This is a genomic window from Bacillus pretiosus (assembly GCF_052947655.1).
Map to the genome: position 1 here is coordinate 3526070 of NZ_CM129593.1, position 26165 is coordinate 3552234.

Consider the following 26165-nt stretch of genomic DNA (forward strand, 5'->3'; position numbering starts at 1 on the left):
TACAAATAAAAAGCATCCTAGATGGATGCTTTTTATTTCAATAATATGTACTTAATCTTGATTAATCAAAATAACTGCCGGACCAGCGACTACTACTCCAGCTACTTCTATCTTTTCAAATTCCTTTACTGTAATAGATATAACTCCTTCTCTTTCCATTAATTCTTTACTCAGGACATCAGTCGGGATTGCTTTCACCGTCTTACCTCCTTTTCATTTATACAATATGATAAAGTGAAACTTTGAAGTGGGAGTCTTATTGCCCGCAAATAGCGAGATAAAAACAACCCAATGCATCCATATATATGCATCACCTCCGCTTTCATTCCTTATTCCACTCAAAATCCTTCTCTCCCTTCCGTAATATATTGAAAAATAAAAAAGCACTCGCAAAAGCGAGTGCTTTTTTATTTTTTACTTTCTATTACTTTTAACATTCTATTAATAAATGCTGCCGATTCTCCACGCGTTGCAGAACCTTTCGGCATAAATTCATTATTTTCATTTCCTTTTACAATACCTAATCCATAAACACGTTGTACAGCTTGTTTATCATATGCTAAATCTTGATCCGAGAATGGTAACGGAACTAAGTTACCTTTAATTTTTTTATATTGCAGTGCACGATCAATCATGATAACAGCTTCATCTCGTTTAATCGTATCATTTGGAGCAAACGTCCCATTTCCTCTACCACTTATTATCCCGGCAGTTGCTGCACGATTAATACCATCTATTAGCGATGGATGTGCTGTATTTAAATCATTAAAATTCGATGATCCTTCAGGTAACTGTAATGATCTTGAAATTAAATTCGCAAATTCGCCACGTGTGACAAGACGCTCTGGCCAATAAGAACCTTTCCCATCCCCAATCATAATGCCTCGTTTATCTAATTCACGAATGTCTGCTTCGTACCAACCACCTGTTATATCATCTTTATGGTTCGCATCATAATAAACCTTTGTTCCTTGTAAGAATGGTTCCCACGCATTATTTTTAATCATAATAGCCGGACAATTCTTTCCACTCCAGAATTGATGTTTCTTCACATTTTCTAAAGGAATATGTAATTCTCCCATTAAGTAAGCTGTTAATTTACGAGCATTTTCAACAGCTTTATTATAATCACCATCTTCGTTTACAGCAATTTCAATCGCAATTGATTCTCGATTTCCAGTTCCTTCTGCTCCATCTCCTGCATGCCAAGCATTTTCGTTTAATGGAAGATGTTGGTAAATTTCTTTATCGTCTACCGTAAAGTGCCATGACGCTGAACGATCTTCCGTTCCCGTTGCTTGGTTATATAAATATATTGCATGGTTTTTAGCATTTGCCCCAACACTGTAATTATCTGTCTCATGAATCGTAATATACTTCGGCTTCATCGCATAACCGGGACGGATATTTTCATTTCCTTTCGGTACAATCATTTCTTTTAAAGTTACACCATAAATATCCGTTGTTTTCTCTTCTATTGGTGCAGCATACATAACTGCTGCACGTTTTGTACGTGCTGGTGTTGCCTCTTGAATAATTGAAGCTTTTGTTCCTTCAAATTTTGCTGAAGGTGAATAAATCCATTTTATCTCATCATTTATTTTTACTTGGAACCATTCTCCGGCCTGTCCAATTGCTTGAATATTTTGTGGCTCCAATACATTTTCTTCTTTGTATGAAGTAAATGGTTCAGAGTAAGTAGAGGTTACTTCATTAATAACCAACTTTTCACTTAATAAAGGGTGAAATTCTTTAACCTCTACATTCCCCTCACTATTTTCTATCCATCCAGTTCCAGATGAAGTCCGAACATAGTAAGCGTTTCCTTTTCTCTTCTCAGCTTTTACAACTTGATTCGAAATGTGAACCCCTGTCTCTTTTTGAAAATTACTAGAATCATATAAAGGTACTTCTTTCACTATTTGTACAAGAAATTCGCCTTGCACTTCATTTTTTACTCCTTTATCTTCTCCTCGACCATCTTCCTCTTTCATATGGTTTTCAATACTTTTTAAAGCTTGTTCATCAGGTGAAACCGCTACAGTTTTTTCCAACTCATTAGCATAGGAATAATTCGGAATCGTTACCACGCTAAATACAATCGATGCAGCTAAAACATTATAAAATCTTTTTTTCATCATAATACTTAACACGCCATAATTAAATTCGTGTTAATTTCCCCCTCCTCAACCAAAATATAGGACATCTAGTAAACTATTAAACTACATAACCATTTACAATATAACAGACTCATTCCGATTCGTATAGATAGGAATGACTACTATTTGCCTACATTTACTATATTGGAATATAAAAAGAAGCTATAATATATAGCTTCCCTCTACATTTCTTTAACCTCTATGCACCTTATATTCCATAACTCTACCATCTCTATCAAATTGTAAAACAAGCTGTTCACTATCTATTGAAATAAAGCCACGTTCATTTCCAAGATAGTACGAAGTGGTAATCCCTTCTTCTCCATTTCTCGTTTCAGTAGGCGTTCCTAATAATTTTGTGATTTCTTCATTTGACTTCCCTGTTAATTTATATTTTTGCATTAGATCATCTACCATATGTACCCGTTTCTCTTCAGCATGTAACCACCGATCTTGATTAAACTTAGAGGTGTATGTATTCATACTTAATTGCGCAGTGCACACTATCAATAGAATACAACCTACTATCATTACACCTAGCATTTGCTTTTTTTCTGTATTATGATTTACAGAAGTACGTAAGACGAACTTTTGAATTACGACTAATATAGCAAATGGCATGACTACTACAAACATACTTTTTACACTTACTGACATATGAACCACATCAATAACAAACATAAACGCAAGATACATTAGTATATACAAACAAACATAAACATACAAAATACCCCTTAATATAGCACTCAAAAAGCCCACCTCTTTTTAATTTATTTTATAATTCATCCGGCTAATGATTTCTCGAAGTTTTTCTAACTCTTGATCTGTATATATTACTTTCCCTGTTAAGATCTCATTTCTGAAGAACGTTACAATTTGCTCTCTATCTTTTAATCTCGGCGTTTTTTCTTCAGACAGATCTAGCACTTCTTTCCCACTCTCATTATAAAAATATACAATCGGTTTTACTTTTTCCTTTACAATATCAACTTGTATTTCTTTTAAACAATTGTATAGAATATGAGATAATTTCTTCGCTCTATATACTGGATTCCCTTCATTTTTCACTTGTATCGTTAATGAATCTTCACCTGTAACGCATTCAAATGTCTCTTCTTTCTCTACTTCTTGTTGATACTTGCCAATTTCATCAATCATAAATGAATATATACTAGCATTTTCTTTCGTTAAGCCATGAATTAATTTCCCTGTCCATTCTTTCGTCTCAAGTAGATACATACCCGTTTTACTTAAGACAAGATGATGAATGCGACAATCATTTCCTCCATGCTGATTTCTAATAAAAACATTTGGCATAATATGCAATTCAGTGTCTAGTATTATGCCTTGCTCTACGAAGCCACGCTTCATATAATGTAATGTTTCGTGTGTATTCACTTCAGCTCCATTTTTCGTATACTCTCGCAAATTTGCAATTAACTTTTGAAACATGTGTATTTCGTTACTATGTTTTTCTTGTATTTCACTTCGTTCTTTACTATGTTGCATAGCTAATTGATTTTTCATCATACGCATATTTTCAAGTTCTCTAGCTGCACTTATTTGTAAATCATTGTATTTCTTCTGTTCCATATTTTTCAATGTATTTTGTTGTTCTTTATGCTCTGTAACCGTAGCTGCAATTTCAGTTTCATACGTTTCAATTGCTTGTTTCTTTTCAAATTCTACTTGCTGACTCTCTGATTCTAGCTGTTTATTTTTATAGAACAGCACGAATACTACAGCTAATAATAATAAAATCACACCTATTAGCACATAATCCATATCTTTACTCCTTTATTCCATTTTCATTTATTTTTATAAACATCCATTATATTATACTATGCTTTCAATATACACTTTGTAAAAATCACATATTTTTAATGAAGAGAGACTTTAATAAGCGATTTTTCTCATTCCCTACTGATTGTTTCAGGTTGCTCGCAAATAGCAGAATAAAAGGAATCTCAGGCGAGATACCTTTTACGTGCATTTTATTGTACACCATACTGAATATAACTTGAATCATAGTATATCCAGCCATTTCCACCTAAACCAAGCCAGCCATCTTGCTTACACCATACTCTATAAGCCTCACCGCGATGTAACTGTCTTATAACATTTCCATTTAATGATGGAGCATCCCGCAGATTCACATTATCACCAGTAATAGTCGCCACATAATGTTTATACTGAATGTAACTTGGATCATAGTATATCCATTCGTTTCCACCTAAAGCAAGCCAACCATCTTGTTCATTCAAAACTTCATATGATTCTCCTCTATTTAGCTGGCGAATTACACTAGATTGTAAAGATGGTCCACTCCGTAAATTTACATTATCGCCTTTAATTACAGCAACGCCGTAGACTGCAGTAGCAGTACTAGGTGGAGAAACATTTCCACCACCATTTGTTCCATTTCCTTGCAAAGCTTCTAATGAAACCGCTGCTGATACGTCACAATTTCCTACTACACCTGAAATTTGACCAGAATCTGTGTATTGCCATGCTGTCCACTCTGTCCATCCACCAGCATCAGCAGGCGGCGTACTAGAGTATTTAGAAATCCAAAGTGGAATATCGCTTAATCCGTTAATTCCAAACTCATTAATATACCAAACTCCTGTATATAACATGACATCTTTTCCAGTAGCCTGTTTCACATAATTTATGAAACTTCTTGCCCAATTAGATATAGCAGTACCAGTTAAATTACTATTACTCGGATCTATCGGTGATTCTAAATCTAAAACTGGCATTAAGTCTGTCTGATTGCTTTGTAATATATTCACAAAATGTTTCGCTTCTGAAATTGCATCATTTAGTTCTGGATGTGCAAAATGGTATGCACCGATTAATACATTCGCATTTCGTGCTGCTTGTACATTTTGAACCAAAGTAGGATCAAGATTATTCACACCTTCTGTCGCTTTTGCATACGCCGCTGAAATACCCGATCCCTTCACTGCATTCCAATCAATGTTCCCTTCCCAATGAGACACATCGATAAACGTAATATTTGAACTAGATCTATCTTGCATATAAAAGCTCCTATCAATTTTTTTCATTTCGTATACATACAATATGTACAACTTTAATAAAGGGTCACGACGTTTATACTATAGAAATTGAGAGCAAACATATTTTATAAACAAAGTAAAAAGGCCTTATAATTACAAGGCCTTTTGTAAAATCCCTTTATTTTGTAGTAAATACATATTATAATACAACCCTTGCTCACTCAGTAATTCTTGATGTGTTCCTCTTTCTACTATTTCTCCATCATGCATAACAAAAATTTGATCTGCATCTTGAATTGTAGATAATCTGTGTGCAATTGCTATAGTCGTTCTCCCTTTTCGCATTTGCTGTAATGCTGTTTGGATCGCATCTTCTGTTTCTGTATCAATATTAGCTGTTGCTTCATCTAATACTAATACTTTCGGATTCGTTGCTATCGTTCTAGCAAAAGCAATTAATTGTCGTTGACCACTAGAAAATGCAGCTCCTCTTTCTACTACTTCTGTTTCATACTGCTCTGGTAATTTTTCAATAAACGTATTCGCTTGCACAAATTGTGCCGCTTCTTTTACTTCTTCATCCGTAATTTCTTCATTGTACATACGAATATTTTGTTTTACATTTCCCGCAAATAAAAATGCATCTTGCAATACGAGTCCTATTTTCTTTCTAATTTCTCTTTCTTCAAATCTCTCTAAATCTACACCATCTATTACAATATTTCCGGACTTAATATTATAAAATCGCATTAACAAATTCATAATAGTACTTTTTCCGCTACCAGTGTGCCCAACGAAAGCAACTGTTTGCCCTTGTTTCACGTGAAAAGATACATTTTTTAAAACATCACGTTTTCCATCATACGAAAAAGTAACATTTTTAAATTCAATTTCTCCATTAACAACTTGAGGATTTCCATCCCCTTTTTGAACTGGAGCTAAATCTTTCTCATCCATTAAATGAAATACCCGTGATGATGAAACAAGTGCCTGTTGGAAAAATGATAATTTCATCATCATCTCATTTACAGGCTGGAAGAAACGATGTATATAGTTAACAAACGCATATAAGACACCTACTTCAACAGGACTCTTCAAAGCATCAATTCCAAATAAACCAAGTACTAACGCAATAGCCACAATATGAACTAAATCAGTTGCTGGACGTAAAAGTAACGCGTCTAACTTTAACGTCCGTCGCCCTGCACTATAATGTTTATTATTCACTTCTTCAAACTCTTTTCTCATACGCTTTTCTTGCCTGAACACTTGAACAATATTCATTCCTTGAATGGACTCATTCAACTTTGCATTTAACACGCTTAATTGATTACGTACTTCTAAATAAAAGGCTGCACTCTTCCGGCGATATAGCACCATAATTGCAAACATTATCGGAATTAATACGAGAGAAAATAGAGCTAGTTTTACATTTAATAAAAACATTGCTACTAAAATACCTATTAAAAAGACTACATTTTTGACAAATGTGGATAATACACTGACATAAAAATCTTTAATTGCTTCCGTATCATTCGTTATGCGCGATACAAGCGTACCAATCGGCGTACGATCAAAGAAACTTAATGACAACTTTTGAACATGATTATATACTTCAACACGCATATCTTGAACAATTTTAAAAGCGATATTTTGAAAATACAATAAGTCTAAATAAGTAAATAATACTTTTAATAAGTGAGCAATAAGATACACTACAAATAGAGTAACAAGTGCTGATTGATCAAAGTTACGTGGTACTAAATGTTCATCAAGAAATTGTTTAATTAAAAAAGGACCCATCATTTCAGTTACAGTTGCACCAACTAAAAAGATAAATGCTAAAGATAGTAACCTTTTATATGGCTTCATATAAGAAAGTAATCTACTTAAATCACTCCGCTTCTTCCCGGTCATCATACGCCTCCTTTCTCGACTAATGCTTCTAACTGCTGGCTCTCGTACATTTCTTTATACCAACCGTTTTCTTTCATTAATTGTTCATGTGTACCTCGTTGCACAATTCTGCCTTCATCCACAACAAGTATAAGATTGGCATGTTGAATTGCACTTAAACGATGAGCAGTAATAATCGTTGTTTTTCCTGCTCTTTCCCTCTTTAATGCATTTAAAATCGTTTCTTCTGTTTTTGCATCTACCGCTGATAAACAATCATCTAAAATTAAAATTTCCGCATTCGTTAATAAAGCACGTGCAATAGAGATTCTCTGTTTTTGACCTCCAGATAACGAAACGCCTCTTTCTCCTACTACCGTTTCATACCCTTCTGAAAATTGGAGGATGTCATTATGAATACAAGCAATCTCTGCAGCGCGGGTTATTTCATTATATGTAGCATCCGCCTTTCCGAAGGCAATATTCTCCCCAATACTCGCTGAAAATAAAAAATGATCTTGCGGCACGTATGAAATGGCAGAACGGACACCGTAAAGTGTTACATCGCGAATATCCCGCTCCCCAACTTTTAATTCACCACTAAAATGATCATACTCACGGATTAAACATTTTAATAAAGTCGTTTTCCCTGCTCCTGTACGTCCGACAACTCCTAGTGTTTCACCCTTCTTCAAATCAAAGTGAACATCTATTAGCTGTAACAGTTCATTTTTCTTATATGAAAATGAATCGACCGCAAATGTAACATCACCGCTTGCTACTTTATGTACAGCATCTTCTCTATTTACTACATCTGATTTTTGCGAGAGAATTTTTTCTACACGGTCATACGAAGCACGCCCACGCTCCATAATATTAAACAACCATCCAAAGGCTAACATTGGCCAAACGAGGGTACCTAAATACGTTGTAAATGTAACGAGATCACCTACAGTTAATTCACCCCTCACAACTAATACTGACCCGTAACACACTGCAATTAAAAAAGAAAATCCAACGATAAGAGAGATTGTTGGATCAAACAACGAATCAATACGTGCGACTAACATATTTTTATGTACAACATCTTCTGATTTTTTTCGAAATGCTTGTAAATCTTCTTTCTCTTGTCCAAGTGATCGAATTACCTTCATCCCACTCATACTCTCTTGCACTTTATCATTGATTTCTGAAAACGATTGCTGCGCTTTATGAAACCTTTTATGTAATAACGTTCCATAATAATTTGTCGAAATCGCTACAATCGGCATTGGAATTAAGCTTAACAATGTTAACTTCCAACTAATTGTAAAACCCATCGCTACGAGTACACATCCCCCAACCGCTAATGAGTCAACAAGTGTTAAAACGCCCGATCCAGCAGTTTGTTGAATCGCCTGAATATCATTAGTCGCATGCGCCATCAAATCACCCGTACGACGTGATTGATAGAAAGATGGGCTCATCCTTGTAAAATGTTCATATAAATTCTTTCGTAATTGACGGGCTAGTTTTAACGAAGATCCAAAAATCATAATACGCCATAAATAACGTAATATGTACATAGTAATCCCTACAACTACTAACAGAATAACCCACTTCAACAATTTTTCAGATGTTAATGTTCCATTATTAATTTCATCTACTACAATACCTAGTACTTTCGGAGCTACAAGTTCAAGAAGCGCGACACCAAATAACATAATAATTCCGATTATGTACGCTCGTTTTTCTTGTTTAAAAAACCACGCTAAATTAATAAATACCTTCATTTTTATCCTCCTCCCTTAAAATGAGCGATGTTTTCAGTTTACCAAAAATACTGAATTTTTAAAAGTTTTAAACTACATAACTAACAAAAAGAAAAGACACTCTTAGCGAGTGTCTTTTAGTGCTTATTTCGTTTGTTGCTTATTCATCGCGCTCATCATTTGATTGATTTTCTTTTGGGAAGGTTTTTGTCCCATTTGCATCATCATCATTTTTAACATTTGTTCATTAATTGGTGGATTTTTTTCTAAGTAGTTCATCATGTATTTGCGGGCAATGAAAAATCCTAACGCCACGCCTGCTACTAGTGCTACTACGCCCACTAGAATACCTAACCAAATTGGCATATATTTTCCTCCTTCATGTTGTCTACCTTACAGTGTACTAAAACCTTTTCAATAAGACAAGATACAATTCGACATTTTTTACACATATGTTCGTACTTGTTTTAGAGGATTCAGCCATCCGTACTTTGTATTTTCATAATCCATAGCTAAAAATGTTAATTCACACTTTCTTAACACCTCAAAGAAAGTCGTTTCCATAGAAACGTTTCCAGAGGTATTCATGCGAATATAGTGCGGTTTCACCATTATTTCGCCGTATTCCGCTCCTGTATAAAGTGTATGTGTATGATGTGTTCGATCATATTTACCAAGAACGCGCAAAGCTTGTTCTAATTTATGGTGAATTTTCATTACTTGTAATGGCATCGTTATATACATCATTTGTTTATATAACACTTTTCTCTCCGAAAGGGACCCAGATTCTGAAAATCTAGCAAATAAATCAAAAAACAAATATTCACGACCAAAGTAAGCTTTCGCAATATCCTCTTGAATTAAATACAATTCATACGTTTTCATCTTTCGCCTCCCAATCTGGACAACCTTTTCCCTTCATTATATAGAAGAAATTTTGCAATGATTGTCTGACTGCGGAGAGATAAAAAACTTTTTCTGTCGAAAAAACTCATTTACATAGAAAAATCTCTCCATGCCGGAGAGATTTTTCTAAAATCATTAAAGCATTTCTTTTACTTTACGAACAACGTTCTCTACAGTAAATCCATACTCTTCCATAATCTTCTCACCAGGAGCAGAAGCACCGAATGTATCGATACCTAACACATCTCCGTCAAGACCTACGTAACGGTGCCATCCGAATGTAGCACCCATTTCGATTGCGAAACGTTTTGTTACTGCTTTTGGTAATACAGATTCTTTGTACTCAGCTGTTTGAGCTTCAAAGCGATCCATAGATGGCATGCTGACAACAGCTGCGTCAACGCCGTCTACTGCTAACGCTTTTTGCGCTTCAACAGCTAGACTTACTTCAGATCCAGATGCAAGTAAGATTACATCAGCTGTTTCTTTCTTGCTTGCAGAAACTACATATGCACCTTTTGCTACTTTTTCATACGTATCTTCTTTTGCACCTTCTAATGTTGGAAGGTCTTGACGAGTTAATACTAAAGCAGTTGGTTTGTTTGTAGATTCTAGAGCTAGTCTCCAAGCTGCAACAGATTCGTTACCATCAGCTGGACGAATAACAGATACATTTGGCATTGCACGTAGCGCTGCTAATTGCTCGATTGGTTCATGTGTTGGACCATCTTCACCAACAGCGATACTGTCGTGTGTGAATACATACGTTACTGGCAATTGCATTAATGCTGCAAGACGAATTGCTGGACGTAAGTAGTCAGAGAATACGAAGAACGTACCACCGTAAGTTTTTAAACCGCCATGTAGTGCAATACCGTTCATTGCTGCACCCATTGCGAACTCACGTACACCGTACCAAATGTTTTTTCCGCTGTAATCATCTCTTGTAAAGTCTTTTTCGTTATTCATGTATGTTTTGTTAGAACCAGCAAGGTCAGCAGATCCACCGAAGAATGATGGTACAGACTCTGCAATTGCATTAATTACAGCACCTGAAGAATTACGAGTTGCTGCTTTTGATCCTAATTCATAAGTTGGTAAGTTTTGCTCCCAACCTTCTGGAAGAAGACCATTCATTGCCGCTTGTAATTCGTTTGCTAATTCTGGGTATGCTTGTGCATATTCACCTAGCATAGTGTTCCACGCTGCTTGCGCAGTTTCACCAACATCTTGTACAGTTTTACGGAAGTTGTCATATACTTCTTCTGCTACATGGAAGTCTTGCTCAGCAGTCCAAGCATATGCTTCTTTCGTTAATTTTGTTTCGTCTACACCAAGTGGAGAACCATGTGAAGCTGATTTTCCTGATTTGTTTGGAGAACCGAAACCAATTGTCGTTCTTACTTCAATTAGCGTTGGGCGTTTTTCGTCAGCTTTCGCTTCTTCGATTGCTTTCGCGATAGCTTCAATATCGTTTCCATCCTCAACACGGATTACTTGCCATCCGTATGCTTTGTAACGATCTTCTACACTTTCAGAGAATGAACGATTTAAATCGCCATCTAATGAAATATCGTTTGAATCATAAAGCACAACAAGACGACCTAATTGTAAATGAGCAGCTAATGAAGATGCTTCAGCAGAAACGCCTTCCATTAAATCTCCATCACCACAAATAGCGTATGTATGATGATCTACTACATTATACGCATCACGGTTATATTTAGCCGCTAAATGTCTTTCAGCCATTGCCATACCTACAGCAGTTGCAATACCTTGTCCAAGTGGACCAGTAGTTGCGTCTACACCTGCTGTATGACCGTACTCAGGATGTCCTGGAGTTTTGCTTCCCCATTGACGGAAGTTCTTTAAGTCATCCATTGTTACATCATAACCAGATAGGTGAAGTAGGCTGTATAGTAACATTGAACCATGACCTGCAGATAATACGAAACGATCACGGTTAAACCACGTTGGGTTATTTGGATTGTGTTTCATAAATTGAGTCCATAATGTATAAGCCATTGGTGCTGCACCCATTGGCATTCCTGGGTGACCAGAGTTTGCTTTTTCAATCGCATCGATGGATAATGTGCGAATCGTGTTGATAGAAAGTTGTTCGATTGAATGTGACATGCTATTCTTCCCTTCGCTTATATTAGTAAACGTTTTATACATTTATATGATAGCTTCCCACGCAAGATTATACAACATGTATCGACAAATATGTTGATATTTTTTTGGTTTTTCATAAAAAAATCAATGATTTCGGGAATGTATGGGTATTCAATATGACATACTTTTTCATTATTTTTATTTTAAAAAGAAAGGGAATTATCTGTATATTTATTCATCATTTTCAAATTCCATAATGCAAAATATATCCTTCCCCATTTTTCACTCTGCAAAGCAAACGAATAAAAGAATTTAAATCTTGGCATAATTTATCTCGATCAAATACGTATCTTTCATATTCTCCATCAGTATTATTATCATTTTCCCATTGAAACTGCCCTGTCAGTTCGATTGTTTCTGGCGCTAGAGAAAACATGTTAACTAGCGAACAAAATAACTGTTCTGCTATCACTGCCCCTTGCTGTTCTATTTTCGTAATACCATAATAGTGAATTCCAAATCCTTCTGCTCTTTTCGCTGGATAATAGGTCGGAATCCAATGGGTAAAATCTAATAGATATACGATTAGCTCATCACTTAATACAACACACTCATCTATCGTTGCCTCTTCTTTATATAGAAAACAAAGTTCAATCCAATCTATACCTATAAAATCCAACCCTTTTTTTTCATTCGAAACAAATACAAACTCGTGCTGTAAAGCCAAATTATCCCCCCTATTGCTCACATTTATTATTCTTATTATATAAAAAAGCACCTTTTATAGGTGCTTAAAATAAATTATACAATTTTCTTCCGTATCGAACTTGAAATAAAATCAATAATAATTACCATTAAAATAATACCCAATAAAATAATCCCCACACGAGACCAATTGCGTGAACTCAGTGCAAAAATTAGAGGCGTACCAATCCCACCTGCTCCAATAACACCTAAAATGGCAGCGGATCGTACATTAATTTCGAACCTGTATAACGTATAAGATAGAAAATCCGGTAATACTTGTGGCAATACTGCATACCAAAGTATTTGAAAGCGATTCGCACCTGTAGCCATTAACGCTTCCGTCGGTCCTTTATCTATATTTTCAATTCCTTCTGAATATAATTTCCCTAACATTCCGATAGAGTGTAATCCTAAAGCTAGAACTCCGGCAAAGGATCCTGGTCCAACAGCTTTTATAAATAAAAGAGCCATAACTAATTCAGGAAATGTACGAACAAAACTAAGTACAAATTTCCCAGTTCCTGCCGTTAATTTTCCACTGCTCATATTCGTTGCCGCCCAAAAAGCGAATGGAACAGATAAAAAGGCAGAAATAAATGTACCTAATATCGCAATTGCCAACGTATCAATTAAGCCATGTAATAAATCTTCACCATCTGGCAAAGATACATACGACCAATCTGGATTCAATACACCTGTCATAATTGCTTTTGTAATTTCTCCTGCCGTATCCTTTATTCCCTCTAGCGGGACTCCTGAAAAAGCCCATACATAAACAAATGCAAGTGCTATAAAAATAAACCAGCGATACACACTCGGTTTCTTCGGTTTTGGTACAATTATCGTCGTTTTACTCATTATAATTTCTCCCGCAACAATGTACTTACATAATCAATTAACAATACAACAACAAGAGTATAAATAATAATAGATGCAGTTTGTTGATATTGTAAAAATCCAAGTGTACGGTCATAATACAACCCAATACCACCCGCTCCTACTAAACCTAAAACAGCTGCTGCACGTACATTCACCTCAAATGTATAAAGAACATAGGAGACAAAATGTGCTTTCACTTGCGGAATTACCCCATACACAATCCATTGCACTTTATTTGCTCCTACTGCTGTCATCGCCTCTAATGGACCTGGATCAATCGATTCCATTGACTCATACAACAATTTCGCCACGAGCCCAATTGAGAAAAAAGTAAGAGCTAAAATACCTGGAAGTGGTCCTATTCCAAAAATAGCTACGAAAATTGCTGCTAATAATAAATCTGGTATCGTTCGGATAAAATTTAAAACCAATCGAGCTGGACCGTACAAAAATGTACTAGTAAACACATTACTTGCCGCAAATAGTGCCAGTGGAATAGCTAAAATCGCTCCTAAAGTCGTCCCAATAATCGCCATACGTATTGTATCTAACATCGCTGTTGTAATAACTTGAAAATAACTCCAATCAGGCGGCACCATCTCTTTTAACAAATCAATCATATTGGGAAAACCAACTACTAGTTTTGAAAATGATGCGTCAACCTGTACACTACTTCCCCACAACAGTAAAATGACTAGAATAGCCGTTAACATATGTTTCAACTTACTCGGCGGCTTCGGTATCGATTTCGAATATATCGTCGCGTCATTCATTTAACTGCCACCTCTAATAATTCACTTTTCTGCGCTACGTCTCCATAAATTTCAGCAAATTTTTCATCCGTTGCCTCTTCTACTGAACCATCAAAAACAATTTCGCCTGCATGTAATCCAATAATGCGTGTCGCATATTGCCTAGCTAAATCAATAGAATGTAAGTTTACAATTGTTGTAATCCCAAAATCTTCATTAATTTTTTTCAAATCATCTAATACTTGCTTTGTTGTTAGCGGATCTAACGACGCAACAGGTTCATCTGCCAATATGATTTTTGCTTCTTGTGCCAACGCTCTAGCAATCGATACACGTTGCTGTTGTCCTCCTGATAATTCATCAGCTCGCGCATATGTTTTTTCTAAAATATTCACCCTTTTTAACGATTGAAAGGCAAGCTCCAAATCTTCTTTTGGAAATAGACCTAACGTTGTACGAAAAGTCGAATGGTATCCAACACGCCCAGCTAATACATTCTTCAAAACTGTTGATCGTTTTACAAGGTTAAAACTTTGAAAAATCATACCAATATCCCGGCGCATGCGTCGTAATTCTTTTCCTTTCGCAGCAGTAATAGACTCACCTTCAATCAAGATTTCTCCTTCTGTAATCTCATGAAGGCGATTTACCGATCTAAGAAGTGTAGACTTTCCAGCCCCCGACAGCCCTACCATTACAACAAACTCACCTTTTTGAATGTTCAAGTTTATATTATTTAATCCTTTTGTACCATTCGGATACATTTTGGAAACATTTCGAAATTCTATCACACATCTTACCTACCTTCTATGTATTCAAAATGGCAAACTAACTGGAAACATACACCTTCCAGTTAGCTGCCATTTCCATATGTATTATTGCGTTTTTACTTTCTTTCCATATTCACGAACGATATCAAATTTACTATCATCAGATTTAACATATCCTTCATGTGAATATACTTCTTTAATGATTTTGTGACCTTCCTCATTCTTTCCTATTTCAATGAAAGCGTCCTGTAATTTCTTACTCCACTCTGCATCTAAATCAGAACGTACCGAAATCGTATCGTTAGGAATTTTTTCCGTAAATTTCACTATTTTCGTTTGATCGAATATATTCGGATAATCTTTTTTCACAATATTACGAGCATCTTGGAATACAACAGATACATCTACATCACCATTTAAAAGAGCAATCAGCGACTGATCGTGACCTTTTAATGTAACAGGTTTCACATCCTTTAGCGGATCAATTCCCTCTTTTAACAATACAGCCGCAGGCCATACATACCCCGCTGATGACGTTACATCTTGATAACCAATTTTTTTACCTTTTAAATCTTTTACACTGTTAATATTTGAATCTTTCTTAACTACAAACTCAGATTTATAAAAGTCTACTAAATCCTTTGTAGGAGCTCCCGTTTCATCATCTACTCCAAAACGTTGTGCTTGTAAAATTACGTTTGCAGCCTTTTTCTCATGCGCTAGCACATACGCTGTTGGAGGTAAAAACCCTACATCTACTTGCTTAGACGCCATCGCTTCTACAATTGTATTGTAATTCGTTGAAATACTAACTTTTACCGGAACATTTAATTTATCACTTAATAACTTTTCCAATGGTTTTGCCTTTGCCTCTAACGTATCTGCATTTTGAGAAGGAACAAATTGAACATTTAAAGTCTTCGGTACATAACCTTTTTTCGTATCTTCAGTTTTACTTGCACTTGATTCTTTCGTTCCACAACCACTTAATAATCCCGCCGCTAGTACAACTGTCGTACTCATTGCAAAAACTTTTTTCAACATATTAATGCCTCCAATTTTGTTGTTATAAAATTGCCTTCCGTAAACATGAAGAAATATATCACACATTTTCACGTATATTTTCTTATTTACAGAATCTTTACACATTCTATACATTCTCATTAAAATTCTCTTCATATATTTGATATGCTTAATTAGTAGATAACAATAGAAAAGGTGAATGATATTGAATCCAAATCAAATTGTAACTTTAAACATTTTATTAACAAGTGATATACATGGCACTGTTTATCCAATTCACTACCAAGATAACTCCCAAGCTGAAATTGGTTTAGCCAAAATTTCTACTCTTATAAAAAAAGAACGTTCCCAAAATAGAAACGTTCTTTTAATTGATAACGGTGACTTCATACAAGGAACACCCTTTACTTATCATTACGCTACATATGAAGAAGATAAGAAAAATCCAATGTCTTTATTAGCGAACTATTTACGTTATGATGCTGCAGTTATTGGGAATCATGAATTTAATTATGGAATGGACATATTAAATAATGCTATTTCTACTGCAAACTTTCCGTATCTATCAGCAAATATTTTAGATAAAAACAGAAAAGAACCTTATTTCGGGAAACCATATATAATAAAACATATTGAATCAAATATAAAAATTGCTATTTTAGGGATGACAACGCATTACATTCCCAATTGGGAACAACCCCATCACATTCAAGATTTACAATTTGAAGATGCATTAGAAACAACAAAAAGATGGGTTTCTTACATTCGCGAACACGAGAAACCCGATTTATTAGTCGTAGCCTACCATGGGGGATTTGAACGCGATTTACAAACTGGGGTACCGACTGAAGTTTTAACAGGTGAAAACCAAGGATATGCAATGTGCCATGAAATTGAAGGCATAGACATTTTACTAACAGGCCACCAACACCGGGAAATCGCTCACACCGTAATGAATGGTGTAACAATTTTACAGACTGGATGCAATGGACACTCCGTTGGAAAAGTAACAGTAACATTCGAAAAAACAGAAAAAAAATGGGTAAAAAAAGAGAGTGATTCACAATTATTGCCCGTACAAGGAATTGAGGCTGACCAACATATTCTTTCCTTGGTTGCCGATTATGAAGAAAAAACACAAAATTGGCTCGATCAACCTATTGGAGTAATCTATGGGAACATGCAAATTTCAGATGCTATGCAAACTCGTTTGCAAGACCATCCTTTTATTGAATTCATAAATAAAATACAGATGGATATAGCTAATGTTTCCATTTCTTGTACAAGCTTATTCCATAATACATCTCCAGGTTTCCCGAAATATGTAACAATGCGTGACATCGTTTCTAATTATATTTATCCAAATACATTAAAAGTAATTAGAATAACTGGAGCGGATATAAAAGATGCCCTTGAACTCTCTGCTTCTTATTTCATATTAAAAGCAGATGGAACTATCATCGTAAACCCCACCTACATAGAACCAAAGCCGCAACACTATAATTACGATATGTGGGAAGGAATTTCGTACGTATTAAACATTTCCAAACCAATTGGCGAGAGAGTAGAATCCTTACAGTATAAAGGCGCTCCACTTCATATGAATGAAGAATATGACGTCGTTATGAATAATTATCGCGCAAGTGGCGGAGGGAACTTCTTTATGTTTCAAAATAAGCCCGTAATAAAAGACATACCAACAGATATGTCTGAACTTATCGCTAACTATATATTGAAGCACAAAAAGATAGAAGCAACAGTCAATAACAACTGGAAAGTTATTAAATAACGGATATAATAAATAAAAAAGATGGGCTTCGCCCATCTTTTAGTTTAATTTTGCATTATCTTGCTTTTTTAAAGCTTTTAATTTCGCCGGTGTAACATCAGTACCTTCTTCGTTAACAACTTTAATTCCTTTAAGTTCGTTTAACATATTTTGACGAAATCCTTTTAAATATTGTTCACGTAGCGATTGGCGCTCACGTTGTTCTTCTTCAGTTAAACCTTCAGCTTTTGCTTTTTTCGCTAAGAAGTTAATGCGTTCAATGAGTTCGTGACTTTGCATCTCGAATCCCCCTTTTACTCAAAACTGATTATTATCATACAATAGTTAGTCCTCTTTATCAAGCAATTGCTTTGTATATTCTACATATCTTCGATGTACAGTTGCTTTTGAAACATCATGACCAAAACCACGAAGTGTTGCTGCAATTTCTTCAAAAGTTAATTCATTCCGGCGTAAACGTACAATTTCCTCAATTGGCACTTCTTTTTTCTCACGTCCTATACTTAAATGACGATTTTTCAAATTATTCTCTGGACGAAATCCTTTCTCTACCGCTCTTTGCATGCCACGTTTAATTTTTAAATTGTGGATCTTTCTTTGATACTCTTCAACAATCCCAATTATATCTAGTACCATCGAATCAGAGTCAGAGAGTTCTAATTCTCCATTATGCGTATGCGTATATACTTTTATTCCCTCTTTATGTAAACAGTGCATTAATGCAATCTTTGCATTCCCTCTACCAAGGCGCGTTTCATCTTGTATGAGAAGTACATCAACTTGTTCATCGCGAATTGTATCTAGCACTTCTAATATGCCATCACGTTCAATTGTATAACCACTAGCCTGCTCCTCAATCACCTTTACAACATTCATTTGATAGCGCTCAGCTAAATGCAATAATTCATCTTTTTGACGCAATAATGATGTTTCCTGTTCTTCTTTTGTTGTGCTCACACGTGCATAAATAATTGCATTCATATTGAACCCTTCTTTCTCACTATATTTTCCTTATAGTGTATCATAAATTCGTCTTTCGTTCGAACTTATGTTTGTAGAATGTTTTTTCGCATGTTATACTTATTAATAAGAAAAATGAAAGAAAACGAGGTGTTAGAAAACATGGAAAAGTTAACGAAACGCCAGCAAGACATTCTCGACTTTATTAAGCTAAAAGTACAAGAAAAAGGATATCCACCTTCCGTACGTGAAATCGGTCAAGCAGTCGGCCTCGCTTCTAGTTCTACAGTGCACGGACATTTATCACGACTAGAAGAAAAAGGATATATTCGACGCGATCCAACAAAACCACGAGCAATTGAAATTTTAGGTGACAACCGAATGGATACAGAGACACAATCTGTTATTCAAGTTCCAATTGTCGGAAAAGTTACTGCTGGATTACCTATTACAGCAGTTGAAAGTGTAGAAGATCATTTCCCACTTCCAGCTAGCATTGTTGCTGGAGCAGACCAAGTATTTATGTTACGTATTTCCGGAGATAGTATGATTGAAGCTGGTATTTTCGATGGAGATTTAGTTGTTGTTCGCCAACAACAGTCTGCATACAACGGTGAAATTGTAGTCGCTTTAACAGAAGATAACGAAGCAACTGTAAAACGTTTCTATAAAGAAAAAGACCATTTCCGTCTACAACCGGAAAACTCTTCATTAGAACCTATCATTTTAAAACAAGTGTCAGTTATTGGAAAAGTAATTGGCGTATATCGTGATTTACATTAAGAATAATAAAAGAAGATAATTACCTTATTTATATACGGTAATTATCTTCTTTTTTTGTATTTTGATAGATTTTCATACATTTTATTTCTTATGAACGAGTTTCAATCGTCACATCGCCAGCAGCTGTTTTACCACTAATCTTTTTACTACCATTGCCAATTGTTATATTTTTATTTTCTTCATTAAAAATCATTACTTCGCCAGCAGCACTTTGCCCAGTTATAACTGCATCTTGTGGTTTTTCTAATAAAGTAATATCTACATCCCCAGCGGTTGAACTTGCCTCTACATCATATTTAGGATCATGATCCATAATATGCACTTCCCCGCTAGCCGACTTCGCAGTTACTTTTCCTATTACCTTCTTAAAGCTCACCTCACCAGCTTTTGAAGATCCTTCCACACTTTTTGCTGTGACATTTTTCAAATCTACTTCTCCAGCGAGTGTCCCAACACTTACACAATCACTTTTCACATCACTTATTTCTATTTGTCCAGCTGATGAATTTATTTTTATCTCTTGGTATGAACGTTCAGGCACAAGGAGAGTTATTGTAGACGTTTGAAATCTAAAATCGTAAAAAGAAAAATCAAATGAAGCACCTTTTTCTCTTTCCCCAATAATTTTTAATGTGTCACCATCTTCGGCAATACGAACCTCGTGTTTACGTACATCTCCTGATTGCTTTACATAAAAAGAAGAGTCGGGAGATTTTTGGACAACAATATCCCCAGCATCTAACTTAACTTCTATATTTTTTAGTGTTTCGTTTTTAATTACGTCTTCTTTATTTCCTTCTTCTGCAGTTTGCACTGCTTTTTCATATGTTTGTGAAATCCCTATTACTCCAATAATGATACAAGCGATAGCTACTAACAATATTTTCTTCATCATCTACTCCCCTTTTATCATTTTGAAGTTCCATATTACATAACGTACGCATAACTTTTTAAACCACTTCGTACTATAATAAGCGATAATACATAACAACAAACCTACTCCAACAAACGTTATACTAACGAATAAATCCAACCATATAAAAGTACCCATAAATACTTTTCCAATAACGAAAAATGGTGTCACTACACTAGCAATTCCACCGAGCCAGAAGGAAAATATAAAAGCAATAATTGCAACTAACGGGCCTAACACAATAATAAAATTAAACAAACTAAGTCCAATCGCTGCCATAACAGCCCTTGTTATATTGGTAGTTGATGGGTCCTTTTTCATTTCGTCAAAGCGATACAAAGCAAGTAAGTCTTTTGCAATTACTTTCGGAGAGCCAAGGCCCTTTATTATTTCCGATTCAGTTTTTCCTTTTTCTATTCCAAACTGAAAATGCTCTTCATAATCAAATAAAATATCTTTCCTCTCTTCTTCCGGTAACTTTCTAAGATGACTTGATAATTCTTTAAGAAACTGTTCTTTACTCATCCCATTCCACCCCTTCAATAATTTCTTGTACGCCTTTTGCAAAATCACGCCACTCCGTTACTAACAAATTCAGTTGCGTTTCCCCTTGCTCAGTTAGTTGATAATATTTACGAGGCGGTCCCTCTGTAGATTCTTTTAAATACGTTTGAAAATATCCTTCTTTCGTTAAACGACGTAATAAAGGATACACTGACCCTTCCGATATTAAAAATTTATTTGAGATTTGCTGAACAAGTTCATAGCCGTAACAATCTTTACGTTTCACAAGTGCTAAAACACACAGTTCTAACACGCCTTTTTTAAACTGAACGTTCAAGGTCAATCCCCCTTTCTCATTTCAGTACTATTCAATACACGGTACCCGTTATATCCATAATATACCACTTAGTATTATTCATTGCAAGGTACTATATTTTTCAATACTTAATTTTCGAATTAAATACATCCACACCATATTTCAACTTCCACATTTTCATTCATAGCTAGCACGCATTTTAAATAATCCACATGACTTTTTTCGAGCACTTTGCGGGCACCCATCTAATTCATTTCACAAGCCTTTATATTTGCCCACAAATAAAAAAAAGCCCTGATACCGTAGTATCAAGGCTTTTTTCTCTCTTAGTATAGAGACATATATTGATCGCGTTCCCATTGGTGAACTTGCGTGCGGAAGATGTCCCACTCAATCTCTTTTGCTTCGATGAAGTGCTCAAGTAAATGTTCTCCTAGTGCACCGCATACTACTTCATTAGATTGTAATGTAACTAATGCTTGCGCTAATGTTGCTGGTAAGTCAACGATACCTGCTTCTTCGCGCTCTTCTTTTGTCATTACATAGATGTTACGGTCTACTGCAGCTGGTGGAGTTAATTTGTTTTTAATTCCATCAAGACCTGCTGCTAATAATGTAGCCATTACTAAATACGGGTTTGCAGCTGGGTCAACACTACGTACTTCTACGCGTGTACTAATACCACGAGATGCAGGGATACGTACTAATGGGCTACGGTTTTGTGCAGACCATGCTACGTAACAAGGAGCTTCGTATCCAGGTACTAAACGCTTGTAAGAGTTTACAGTTGGATTTGCTACCGCTGTAAATGCTGGTGCATGTTTTAAAATACCTGCGATGAAGTGACGAGCATCATCACTTAATTGTAAGTCACCGTTTTGATCGAAGAATACGTTCTCACCATTTTTGAATAGTGATAAGTTACAGTGCATACCTGAACCGTTCACACCATATAATGGTTTTGGCATAAATGTTGCGTGTAAACCGTGTTTACGAGCAATTGTTTTTACAACAAGTTTGAATGTTTGAATGTCATCACATGAGCGAATTGCATTTGCATATTTAAAGTCAATTTCGTGTTGCCCTGGAGCAACCTCATGGTGAGACGCTTCAATTTCAAAGCCCATTTCTTCAAGTTCAAGAACGATATCACGACGACAGTTTTCCCCTAGATCCATCGGCGCAAGGTCGAAGTATCCACCGTTATCGTTTAATTCTAATGTTGGATTTCCTTTTTCATCTACTTTAAATAGGAAGAATTCTGGCTCTGGTCCAAGATTGAAATCTGAGAATCCCAATGCTTCCATTTCTTTTAATACACGCTTTAAGTTGTTACGTGGATCGCCATCAAACGGAGTGCCATCTGCATTGTAAATATCACAGATTAATCGAGCTACTTTTCCTTTTTCAGCTGTCCAAGGGAAAATTACCCAAGTATCTAAATCTGGATATAAGTACATATCAGATTCTTCAATACGTACGAAACCTTCAATAGAAGATCCATCAAACATCATTTTGTTATCAAGAGCTTTTGTTAATTGGCTCACTGGAATTTCTACGTTTTTAATTACTCCTAAAAGGTCCGTAAATTGTAAGCGGATATACTTTACATTCTCTTCTTTCGCCAAACGGAAAATATCTTCTCTTGTGTACCTAGCCATTATAAATTCCTCCTTAGTCCCTCTAAACACCTTCAGAATCAGTTATCTTTAGTGAAAAAACCTTGAAATGTCACCTTGTCGCAATGAAGTCCGATTAAATCTACCTGTATGTTGTAGTTCATCTCGAAGTATTTTGCGAAGCTCAGTTTTTGAAATTTCTTTCGTTTCTTCTTTTACTTTCACTGTTTCTGTTTGATTTACTTTCATTAGTAACACTTGTTTAATACCAGCCATATTCAAGCCTTGATCTAATAAATCTTTAATCTCTAACAACTTATCTACATCGTTAAATGAAAATAATCTACGATTCCCCTTTGTACGGGTTGGAGAAACAAGATTATGCTCTTCATAGTAGCGAATTTGACGTGCAGATAATTGTGTTAAATCCATAACAATACCAATAGGAAACAGCGGGGCAGAACGTCTATCTTCTTTCATTGTTTCAGTTCCTCCTTCGCCTTAACTGCTTCTCATTTTATACCATGTTATGTTTAGTGTCAATAGATGTTAGCTTTTCTTACATGATTTTTTTATAAATTTTTTCATTCTTTTTTCTAATGAGATTAATCATTACTTTCACACGAAAAAAGCTGTCGAAATCGACAGCTTCCCCTTAAGAAATTGTTAATAATTCTTTTTCAATTAACGCATCAATTGCAGAACAAATCGCAATCTTCACATGTGAATAAGTTAATCCACCTTGCACGTAAGCAACATAAGGCGGACGAATTGGACCATCAGCTGACAATTCAATACTTGCACCTTGAATAAACGTTCCCGCAGCCATAATTACATCATCTTCATAACCCGGCATATAGTTGGCATATGGAGTGAAGTGAGAATTAATTGGAGATGCATATTGAATCGCTTGGCAGAATGCAATCATACGATCTTTATCATCAAATTGAACAGACTGAATTAAATCTGTTCTTGGTGCATTCCATGCTGGTGATGTATTCATTCCTAACTTCTCTAAAAATGCAGCTGTAAAAATCGCACCTTTTAGCGCTTGTCCCGCTACATGCGGCGCTAAGAAGAAACCTTGATACATTTCTTGCAGACTGTATAAAGATGCCCCTGCTTCCGCACCGATTCCCGGAGATGTTAAACGATATGCACACGCTTCAACATACTGTTCTTTACCAACAATGTAACCACCAGTTTTAACAATTCCACCACCAGGGTTTTTAATAAGCGAACCTGCCATTAAATCTGCACCTACATGACATGGTTCTTGCTCTTCAATAAACTCACCATAACAGTTATCTACAAACACAACAACATCAGGTTTAATTTCTTTAACGAATGCTATCATCTCTTTAATTTGAGAAATAGTAAACGATGGACGAGTAGCATAACCTTTTGAGCGCTGAATCCCAATCATCTTCGTATTACTATGAATTGCAGTCGCAACAGCTCCAAAATCAACAAGCCCCTCTTCAGTAAGCGGAACTGCATTATAACCAATATTATATTCTTTAAATGAACCTACACCTTTTCCGCGTACACCAACGATTTCTTCTAATGTATCATACGGTTTGCCAGTGATGTACAATAACTCATCTCCCGGACGTAAAACACCGAATAACGCTGTAGAAATAGCATGAGTACCTGAAATAATTTGCGGACGAACAAGACCCGCTTCCGCTCCAAATACATCCGCATACACTTTTTCTAACGTATCACGGCCAATATCATCATAACCGTAACCTGTCGTCGGAATAAAATGCGAGTCACTAATTTTATGTTTACGGAAACTTTCTAACACTCGAAACTGATTGCTTTCAATTACTTCATCCGCGCGTTTATGTACTTCTGTAATCTGGCTCTCTACTTCTTTTACGATTGGAGCAATTTTTTCTCCATTTTTCAAACGATCAAACATTTTTATTTTCTCCTTCTTCCACTAAAAATCTCTTTAATTGCACATTAAGCGATGAATGAGCAAAAATATACCCCACGCAATTATATACAAATTTATCTTCCAGAAACTCCATCTTTGTTAATAGCGTCTCCGTCTTTAATAGCGTTAACAACTTACCTTCACTCGGTGGAATTTCCACTTGATAACGATTCATTTCTTCCTTCATTTTCGTTTCTATCGCTTCTTTTATATGCAATAAATCACTTTGTTCAAAGGCACTAGTCATTAAGAAGTCACTTTTCGGAAACGGAATAAAGTTTTGATGTAATTCATCTTTTTTATTATATAACGTAATAATAGGAATATGATTAATTTCAAGTTCTGACAATAATTGTTTTACTGTTTTCTCATGCCCTACATAATTAGGATCCGCTGAATCAACTACATGTAAAATAACATCCGCTTCACCAGCTTCTTCTAATGTCGAACGAAAAGCAGCAATTAATGACGTAGGTAAATCTTGTATAAAGCCCACCGTATCAGTTAGTAATACTGTATAACCTGAAGGTAACGGCATCTTCCTTGTCGTCGGGTCTAGCGTTGCAAACAACAAGTTTTCTTCAAACGTATCTGCTTCCGTCAATCTATTAAACAGTGTAGATTTTCCCGCATTCGTATACCCTATTAATGAAACTTGAAATACTTTATTATCTTTTCTTCTCTCACGATATCTTTTTCGATGCTCCACAACAACTGCAAGTTGTTTCTTTATTTCATCAACGCGTGATCGAATATGACGACGATCCGTCTCAAGTTTCGTCTCACCCGGCCCTCTCGTTCCAATACCACCACCAAGACGTGATAAAGACAATCCTTGCCCCATAAGACGTGGCATTGTATATTGCAACTGAGCTAATTCTACTTGAAGCTTACCTTCCCTCGACTTCGCACGTTGCGCAAAAATATCTAATATTAGTTGCGTTCGATCAATCACCCTCGCATCTAATACTGAGGATAAATTCCGAATTTGACTCGGCGTTAATTCGTTATTAAATACGATAACATCCGGTTCTAATTCTTCCGTTAACATTGTAAGCTCTTCTAATTTACCTTTACCTATATAGGTCGCCGGATGAAACTTCGGTCGTTTTTGCGTTGTAGACACTAACAATTCTGCTCGTGCAGTCTTCGCTAGCGATGCAAGCTCTTTCATGGAATACATAAACTTTTCATCATCATCTTGTGGCAATTGACAGCCTACTAATATGACTTTTTCTTTTTCTTCCATCAAATATGTTCACTCATCCTTTTCGAAATTTAAACCTTCTAATATAATAGCAGAGGAAGCACATTT

26 protein-coding genes are annotated in these 26165 nt (G+C 35.7%); 2 read left to right on the forward strand and 24 right to left on the reverse strand.

What is annotated here, in order from left to right; genetic code table 11:
- Positions 1 to 51: 51 nt before the first annotated feature.
- The 15 genes from ACU8YW_RS18025 to ACU8YW_RS18095 all read right to left on the reverse strand — a co-directional run bounded on the left by ACU8YW_RS18025 (position 52) and on the right by ACU8YW_RS18095 (position 16042).
- Complete coding sequence (locus ACU8YW_RS18025; protein ID WP_000644411.1) at positions 52 to 198, reverse strand: BC1881 family protein; 147 nt, start codon at positions 196 to 198, stop codon at positions 52 to 54.
- A gap of 209 nt (positions 199 to 407) precedes the next feature.
- Positions 408 to 2138: an S-layer homology domain-containing protein gene (locus ACU8YW_RS18030; RefSeq protein ID WP_446894115.1), complete on the reverse strand. Its 1731-nt coding sequence runs from the start codon at positions 2136 to 2138 to the stop codon at positions 408 to 410.
- Between the two features lie 213 nt (positions 2139 to 2351).
- On the reverse strand, positions 2352 to 2918 hold the full coding sequence (locus ACU8YW_RS18035) for a hypothetical protein (protein ID WP_088064226.1): 567 nt from the start codon (positions 2916 to 2918) through the stop codon (positions 2352 to 2354).
- A gap of 6 nt (positions 2919 to 2924) precedes the next feature.
- Positions 2925 to 3944 carry a nuclease-related domain-containing protein gene (locus ACU8YW_RS18040; RefSeq protein ID WP_088064227.1) on the reverse strand — a complete coding sequence of 340 codons (1020 nt, stop codon included), beginning with the start codon at positions 3942 to 3944 and terminating at the stop codon, positions 2925 to 2927.
- A gap of 209 nt (positions 3945 to 4153) precedes the next feature.
- Positions 4154 to 5203 carry a GH25 family lysozyme gene (locus tag ACU8YW_RS18045; protein WP_088608933.1) on the reverse strand — a complete coding sequence of 350 codons (1050 nt, stop codon included), beginning with the start codon at positions 5201 to 5203 and terminating at the stop codon, positions 4154 to 4156.
- A 132-nt stretch (positions 5204 to 5335) separates the two neighbouring features.
- Entirely contained in the window at positions 5336 to 7099 is a 1764-nt protein-coding gene (locus tag ACU8YW_RS18050; RefSeq protein WP_060487428.1) for an ABC transporter ATP-binding protein, read from the reverse strand.
- Positions 7099 to 8850, reverse strand: a complete 1752-nt coding sequence (locus ACU8YW_RS18055) for an ABC transporter ATP-binding protein (protein ID WP_048544175.1) — start codon at positions 8848 to 8850, stop codon at positions 7099 to 7101. The genes ACU8YW_RS18050 and ACU8YW_RS18055 overlap by 1 nt, the downstream gene beginning before the upstream one ends.
- Positions 8851 to 8973: 123 nt before the next feature.
- On the reverse strand, positions 8974 to 9195 hold the full coding sequence (locus ACU8YW_RS18060; RefSeq protein WP_001123315.1) for a YneF family protein: 222 nt from the start codon (positions 9193 to 9195) through the stop codon (positions 8974 to 8976).
- Positions 9196 to 9273: 78 nt separating this feature from the next.
- Positions 9274 to 9714, reverse strand: coding sequence for a sporulation inhibitor of replication protein SirA (gene sirA, locus ACU8YW_RS18065; protein ID WP_048527522.1), 441 nt, complete (start codon positions 9712 to 9714; stop codon positions 9274 to 9276).
- Positions 9715 to 9870: 156 nt separating this feature from the next.
- Positions 9871 to 11871 (reverse strand): transketolase, encoded by a 2001-nt coding sequence (gene tkt / locus ACU8YW_RS18070; protein ID WP_060487429.1) that lies wholly within the window; start codon positions 11869 to 11871, stop codon positions 9871 to 9873.
- A gap of 223 nt (positions 11872 to 12094) precedes the next feature.
- Positions 12095 to 12577, reverse strand: coding sequence for a coproporphyrinogen III oxidase (locus ACU8YW_RS18075; protein WP_087982027.1), 483 nt, complete (start codon positions 12575 to 12577; stop codon positions 12095 to 12097).
- A gap of 74 nt (positions 12578 to 12651) precedes the next feature.
- On the reverse strand, positions 12652 to 13455 hold the full coding sequence (gene phnE / locus ACU8YW_RS18080; protein WP_087982025.1) for a phosphonate ABC transporter, permease protein PhnE: 804 nt from the start codon (positions 13453 to 13455) through the stop codon (positions 12652 to 12654).
- On the reverse strand, positions 13455 to 14249 hold the full coding sequence (gene phnE / locus ACU8YW_RS18085) for a phosphonate ABC transporter, permease protein PhnE (protein WP_000996079.1): 795 nt from the start codon (positions 14247 to 14249) through the stop codon (positions 13455 to 13457). Before phnE (ACU8YW_RS18085) ends, phnE (ACU8YW_RS18080) begins: the two co-directional genes overlap by 1 nt.
- Positions 14246 to 15019, reverse strand: a complete 774-nt coding sequence (gene phnC / locus ACU8YW_RS18090; protein WP_087982021.1) for a phosphonate ABC transporter ATP-binding protein — start codon at positions 15017 to 15019, stop codon at positions 14246 to 14248. Before phnC ends, phnE (ACU8YW_RS18085) begins: the two co-directional genes overlap by 4 nt.
- Positions 15020 to 15103: 84 nt before the next feature.
- Positions 15104 to 16042 carry a phosphate/phosphite/phosphonate ABC transporter substrate-binding protein gene (locus ACU8YW_RS18095; protein WP_088064232.1) on the reverse strand — a complete coding sequence of 313 codons (939 nt, stop codon included), beginning with the start codon at positions 16040 to 16042 and terminating at the stop codon, positions 15104 to 15106.
- Between the two features lie 184 nt (positions 16043 to 16226).
- On the opposite strand from ACU8YW_RS18095, the gene ACU8YW_RS18100 reads away from it, so the two are divergent.
- Positions 16227 to 17810: a bifunctional metallophosphatase/5'-nucleotidase gene (locus ACU8YW_RS18100; RefSeq protein ID WP_097889938.1), complete on the forward strand. Its 1584-nt coding sequence runs from the start codon at positions 16227 to 16229 to the stop codon at positions 17808 to 17810.
- A gap of 39 nt (positions 17811 to 17849) precedes the next feature.
- Here ACU8YW_RS18100 and ACU8YW_RS18105 read toward each other — a convergent pair whose 3' ends face one another.
- Both ACU8YW_RS18105 and ACU8YW_RS18110 read right to left on the reverse strand, forming a co-directional pair.
- Positions 17850 to 18089 (reverse strand): DUF896 domain-containing protein, encoded by a 240-nt coding sequence (locus ACU8YW_RS18105; protein WP_001190582.1) that lies wholly within the window; start codon positions 18087 to 18089, stop codon positions 17850 to 17852.
- 45 nt (positions 18090 to 18134) lie between these two features.
- Positions 18135 to 18791 (reverse strand): YneB family resolvase-like protein, encoded by a 657-nt coding sequence (locus ACU8YW_RS18110; protein WP_046956545.1) that lies wholly within the window; start codon positions 18789 to 18791, stop codon positions 18135 to 18137.
- Positions 18792 to 18932: 141 nt separating this feature from the next.
- Here ACU8YW_RS18110 and lexA point away from each other — a divergent pair, with 141 nt between their 5' ends.
- Entirely contained in the window at positions 18933 to 19553 is a 621-nt protein-coding gene (gene lexA, locus ACU8YW_RS18115; RefSeq protein ID WP_000413737.1) for a transcriptional repressor LexA, read from the forward strand.
- 88 nt (positions 19554 to 19641) lie between these two features.
- Here the strand turns inward: lexA and ACU8YW_RS18120 are convergent, their stop codons facing one another.
- From ACU8YW_RS18120 to hflX, 7 genes are all read right to left on the reverse strand, one after another.
- A complete protein-coding gene (locus ACU8YW_RS18120) occupies positions 19642 to 20448 on the reverse strand; it encodes a DUF4097 family beta strand repeat-containing protein (protein ID WP_088064234.1) in 807 nt (268 codons plus the stop codon).
- A complete protein-coding gene (locus tag ACU8YW_RS18125) occupies positions 20449 to 20991 on the reverse strand; it encodes a DUF1700 domain-containing protein (RefSeq protein ID WP_097889939.1) in 543 nt (180 codons plus the stop codon).
- On the reverse strand, positions 20984 to 21307 hold the full coding sequence (locus tag ACU8YW_RS18130) for a PadR family transcriptional regulator (RefSeq protein WP_001102620.1): 324 nt from the start codon (positions 21305 to 21307) through the stop codon (positions 20984 to 20986). Before ACU8YW_RS18130 ends, ACU8YW_RS18125 begins: the two co-directional genes overlap by 8 nt.
- A 305-nt stretch (positions 21308 to 21612) precedes the next feature.
- Positions 21613 to 22947, reverse strand: a complete 1335-nt coding sequence (gene glnA, locus ACU8YW_RS18135; protein WP_000135338.1) for a type I glutamate--ammonia ligase — start codon at positions 22945 to 22947, stop codon at positions 21613 to 21615.
- A 48-nt stretch (positions 22948 to 22995) separates the two neighbouring features.
- On the reverse strand, positions 22996 to 23385 hold the full coding sequence (gene glnR / locus ACU8YW_RS18140) for a transcriptional repressor GlnR (RefSeq protein ID WP_000656785.1): 390 nt from the start codon (positions 23383 to 23385) through the stop codon (positions 22996 to 22998).
- A gap of 175 nt (positions 23386 to 23560) precedes the next feature.
- Entirely contained in the window at positions 23561 to 24832 is a 1272-nt protein-coding gene (locus ACU8YW_RS18145; protein ID WP_000460307.1) for a methionine gamma-lyase family protein, read from the reverse strand.
- Positions 24825 to 26099 (reverse strand): GTPase HflX, encoded by a 1275-nt coding sequence (gene hflX, locus ACU8YW_RS18150; protein WP_446894116.1) that lies wholly within the window; start codon positions 26097 to 26099, stop codon positions 24825 to 24827. Before hflX ends, ACU8YW_RS18145 begins: the two co-directional genes overlap by 8 nt.
- Between the last annotated feature and the right edge of the window lie 66 nt (positions 26100 to 26165).

Excerpts from the sequence above, each read along its gene's own strand:
- ACU8YW_RS18030 (WP_446894115.1), bottom strand. The coding sequence starts at position 2,138 with ATGAAAAAAAGATTTTATAATGTTTTAGCTGCATCGATTGTATTTAGC.
- ACU8YW_RS18040 (WP_088064227.1), bottom strand. The coding sequence starts at position 3,944 with ATGGATTATGTGCTAATAGGTGTGATTTTATTATTATTAGCTGTAGTA.
- ACU8YW_RS18045 (WP_088608933.1), bottom strand. The coding sequence starts at position 5,203 with ATGCAAGATAGATCTAGTTCAAATATTACGTTTATCGATGTGTCTCAT.
- ACU8YW_RS18050 (WP_060487428.1), bottom strand. The coding sequence starts at position 7,099 with ATGACCGGGAAGAAGCGGAGTGATTTAAGTAGATTACTTTCTTATATG.
- ACU8YW_RS18055 (WP_048544175.1), bottom strand. The coding sequence starts at position 8,850 with ATGAAGGTATTTATTAATTTAGCGTGGTTTTTTAAACAAGAAAAACGA.
- ACU8YW_RS18060 (WP_001123315.1), bottom strand. The coding sequence starts at position 9,195 with ATGCCAATTTGGTTAGGTATTCTAGTGGGCGTAGTAGCACTAGTAGCA.
- sirA (WP_048527522.1), bottom strand. The coding sequence starts at position 9,714 with ATGAAAACGTATGAATTGTATTTAATTCAAGAGGATATTGCGAAAGCT.
- tkt (WP_060487429.1), bottom strand. The coding sequence starts at position 11,871 with ATGTCACATTCAATCGAACAACTTTCTATCAACACGATTCGCACATTA.
- phnE (WP_087982025.1), bottom strand. The coding sequence starts at position 13,455 with ATGAGTAAAACGACGATAATTGTACCAAAACCGAAGAAACCGAGTGTG.
- phnE (WP_000996079.1), bottom strand. The coding sequence starts at position 14,249 with ATGAATGACGCGACGATATATTCGAAATCGATACCGAAGCCGCCGAGT.
- ACU8YW_RS18095 (WP_088064232.1), bottom strand. The coding sequence starts at position 16,042 with ATGTTGAAAAAAGTTTTTGCAATGAGTACGACAGTTGTACTAGCGGCG.
- ACU8YW_RS18105 (WP_001190582.1), bottom strand. The coding sequence starts at position 18,089 with ATGCAAAGTCACGAACTCATTGAACGCATTAACTTCTTAGCGAAAAAA.
- ACU8YW_RS18110 (WP_046956545.1), bottom strand. The coding sequence starts at position 18,791 with ATGAATGCAATTATTTATGCACGTGTGAGCACAACAAAAGAAGAACAG.
- lexA (WP_000413737.1), top strand. The coding sequence starts at position 18,933 with ATGGAAAAGTTAACGAAACGCCAGCAAGACATTCTCGACTTTATTAAG.
- ACU8YW_RS18120 (WP_088064234.1), bottom strand. The coding sequence starts at position 20,448 with ATGATGAAGAAAATATTGTTAGTAGCTATCGCTTGTATCATTATTGGA.
- ACU8YW_RS18125 (WP_097889939.1), bottom strand. The coding sequence starts at position 20,991 with ATGAGTAAAGAACAGTTTCTTAAAGAATTATCAAGTCATCTTAGAAAG.
- glnA (WP_000135338.1), bottom strand. The coding sequence starts at position 22,947 with ATGGCTAGGTACACAAGAGAAGATATTTTCCGTTTGGCGAAAGAAGAG.
- glnR (WP_000656785.1), bottom strand. The coding sequence starts at position 23,385 with ATGAAAGAAGATAGACGTTCTGCCCCGCTGTTTCCTATTGGTATTGTT.
- ACU8YW_RS18145 (WP_000460307.1), bottom strand. The coding sequence starts at position 24,832 with ATGTTTGATCGTTTGAAAAATGGAGAAAAAATTGCTCCAATCGTAAAA.
- hflX (WP_446894116.1), bottom strand. The coding sequence starts at position 26,099 with ATGGAAGAAAAAGAAAAAGTCATATTAGTAGGCTGTCAATTGCCACAA.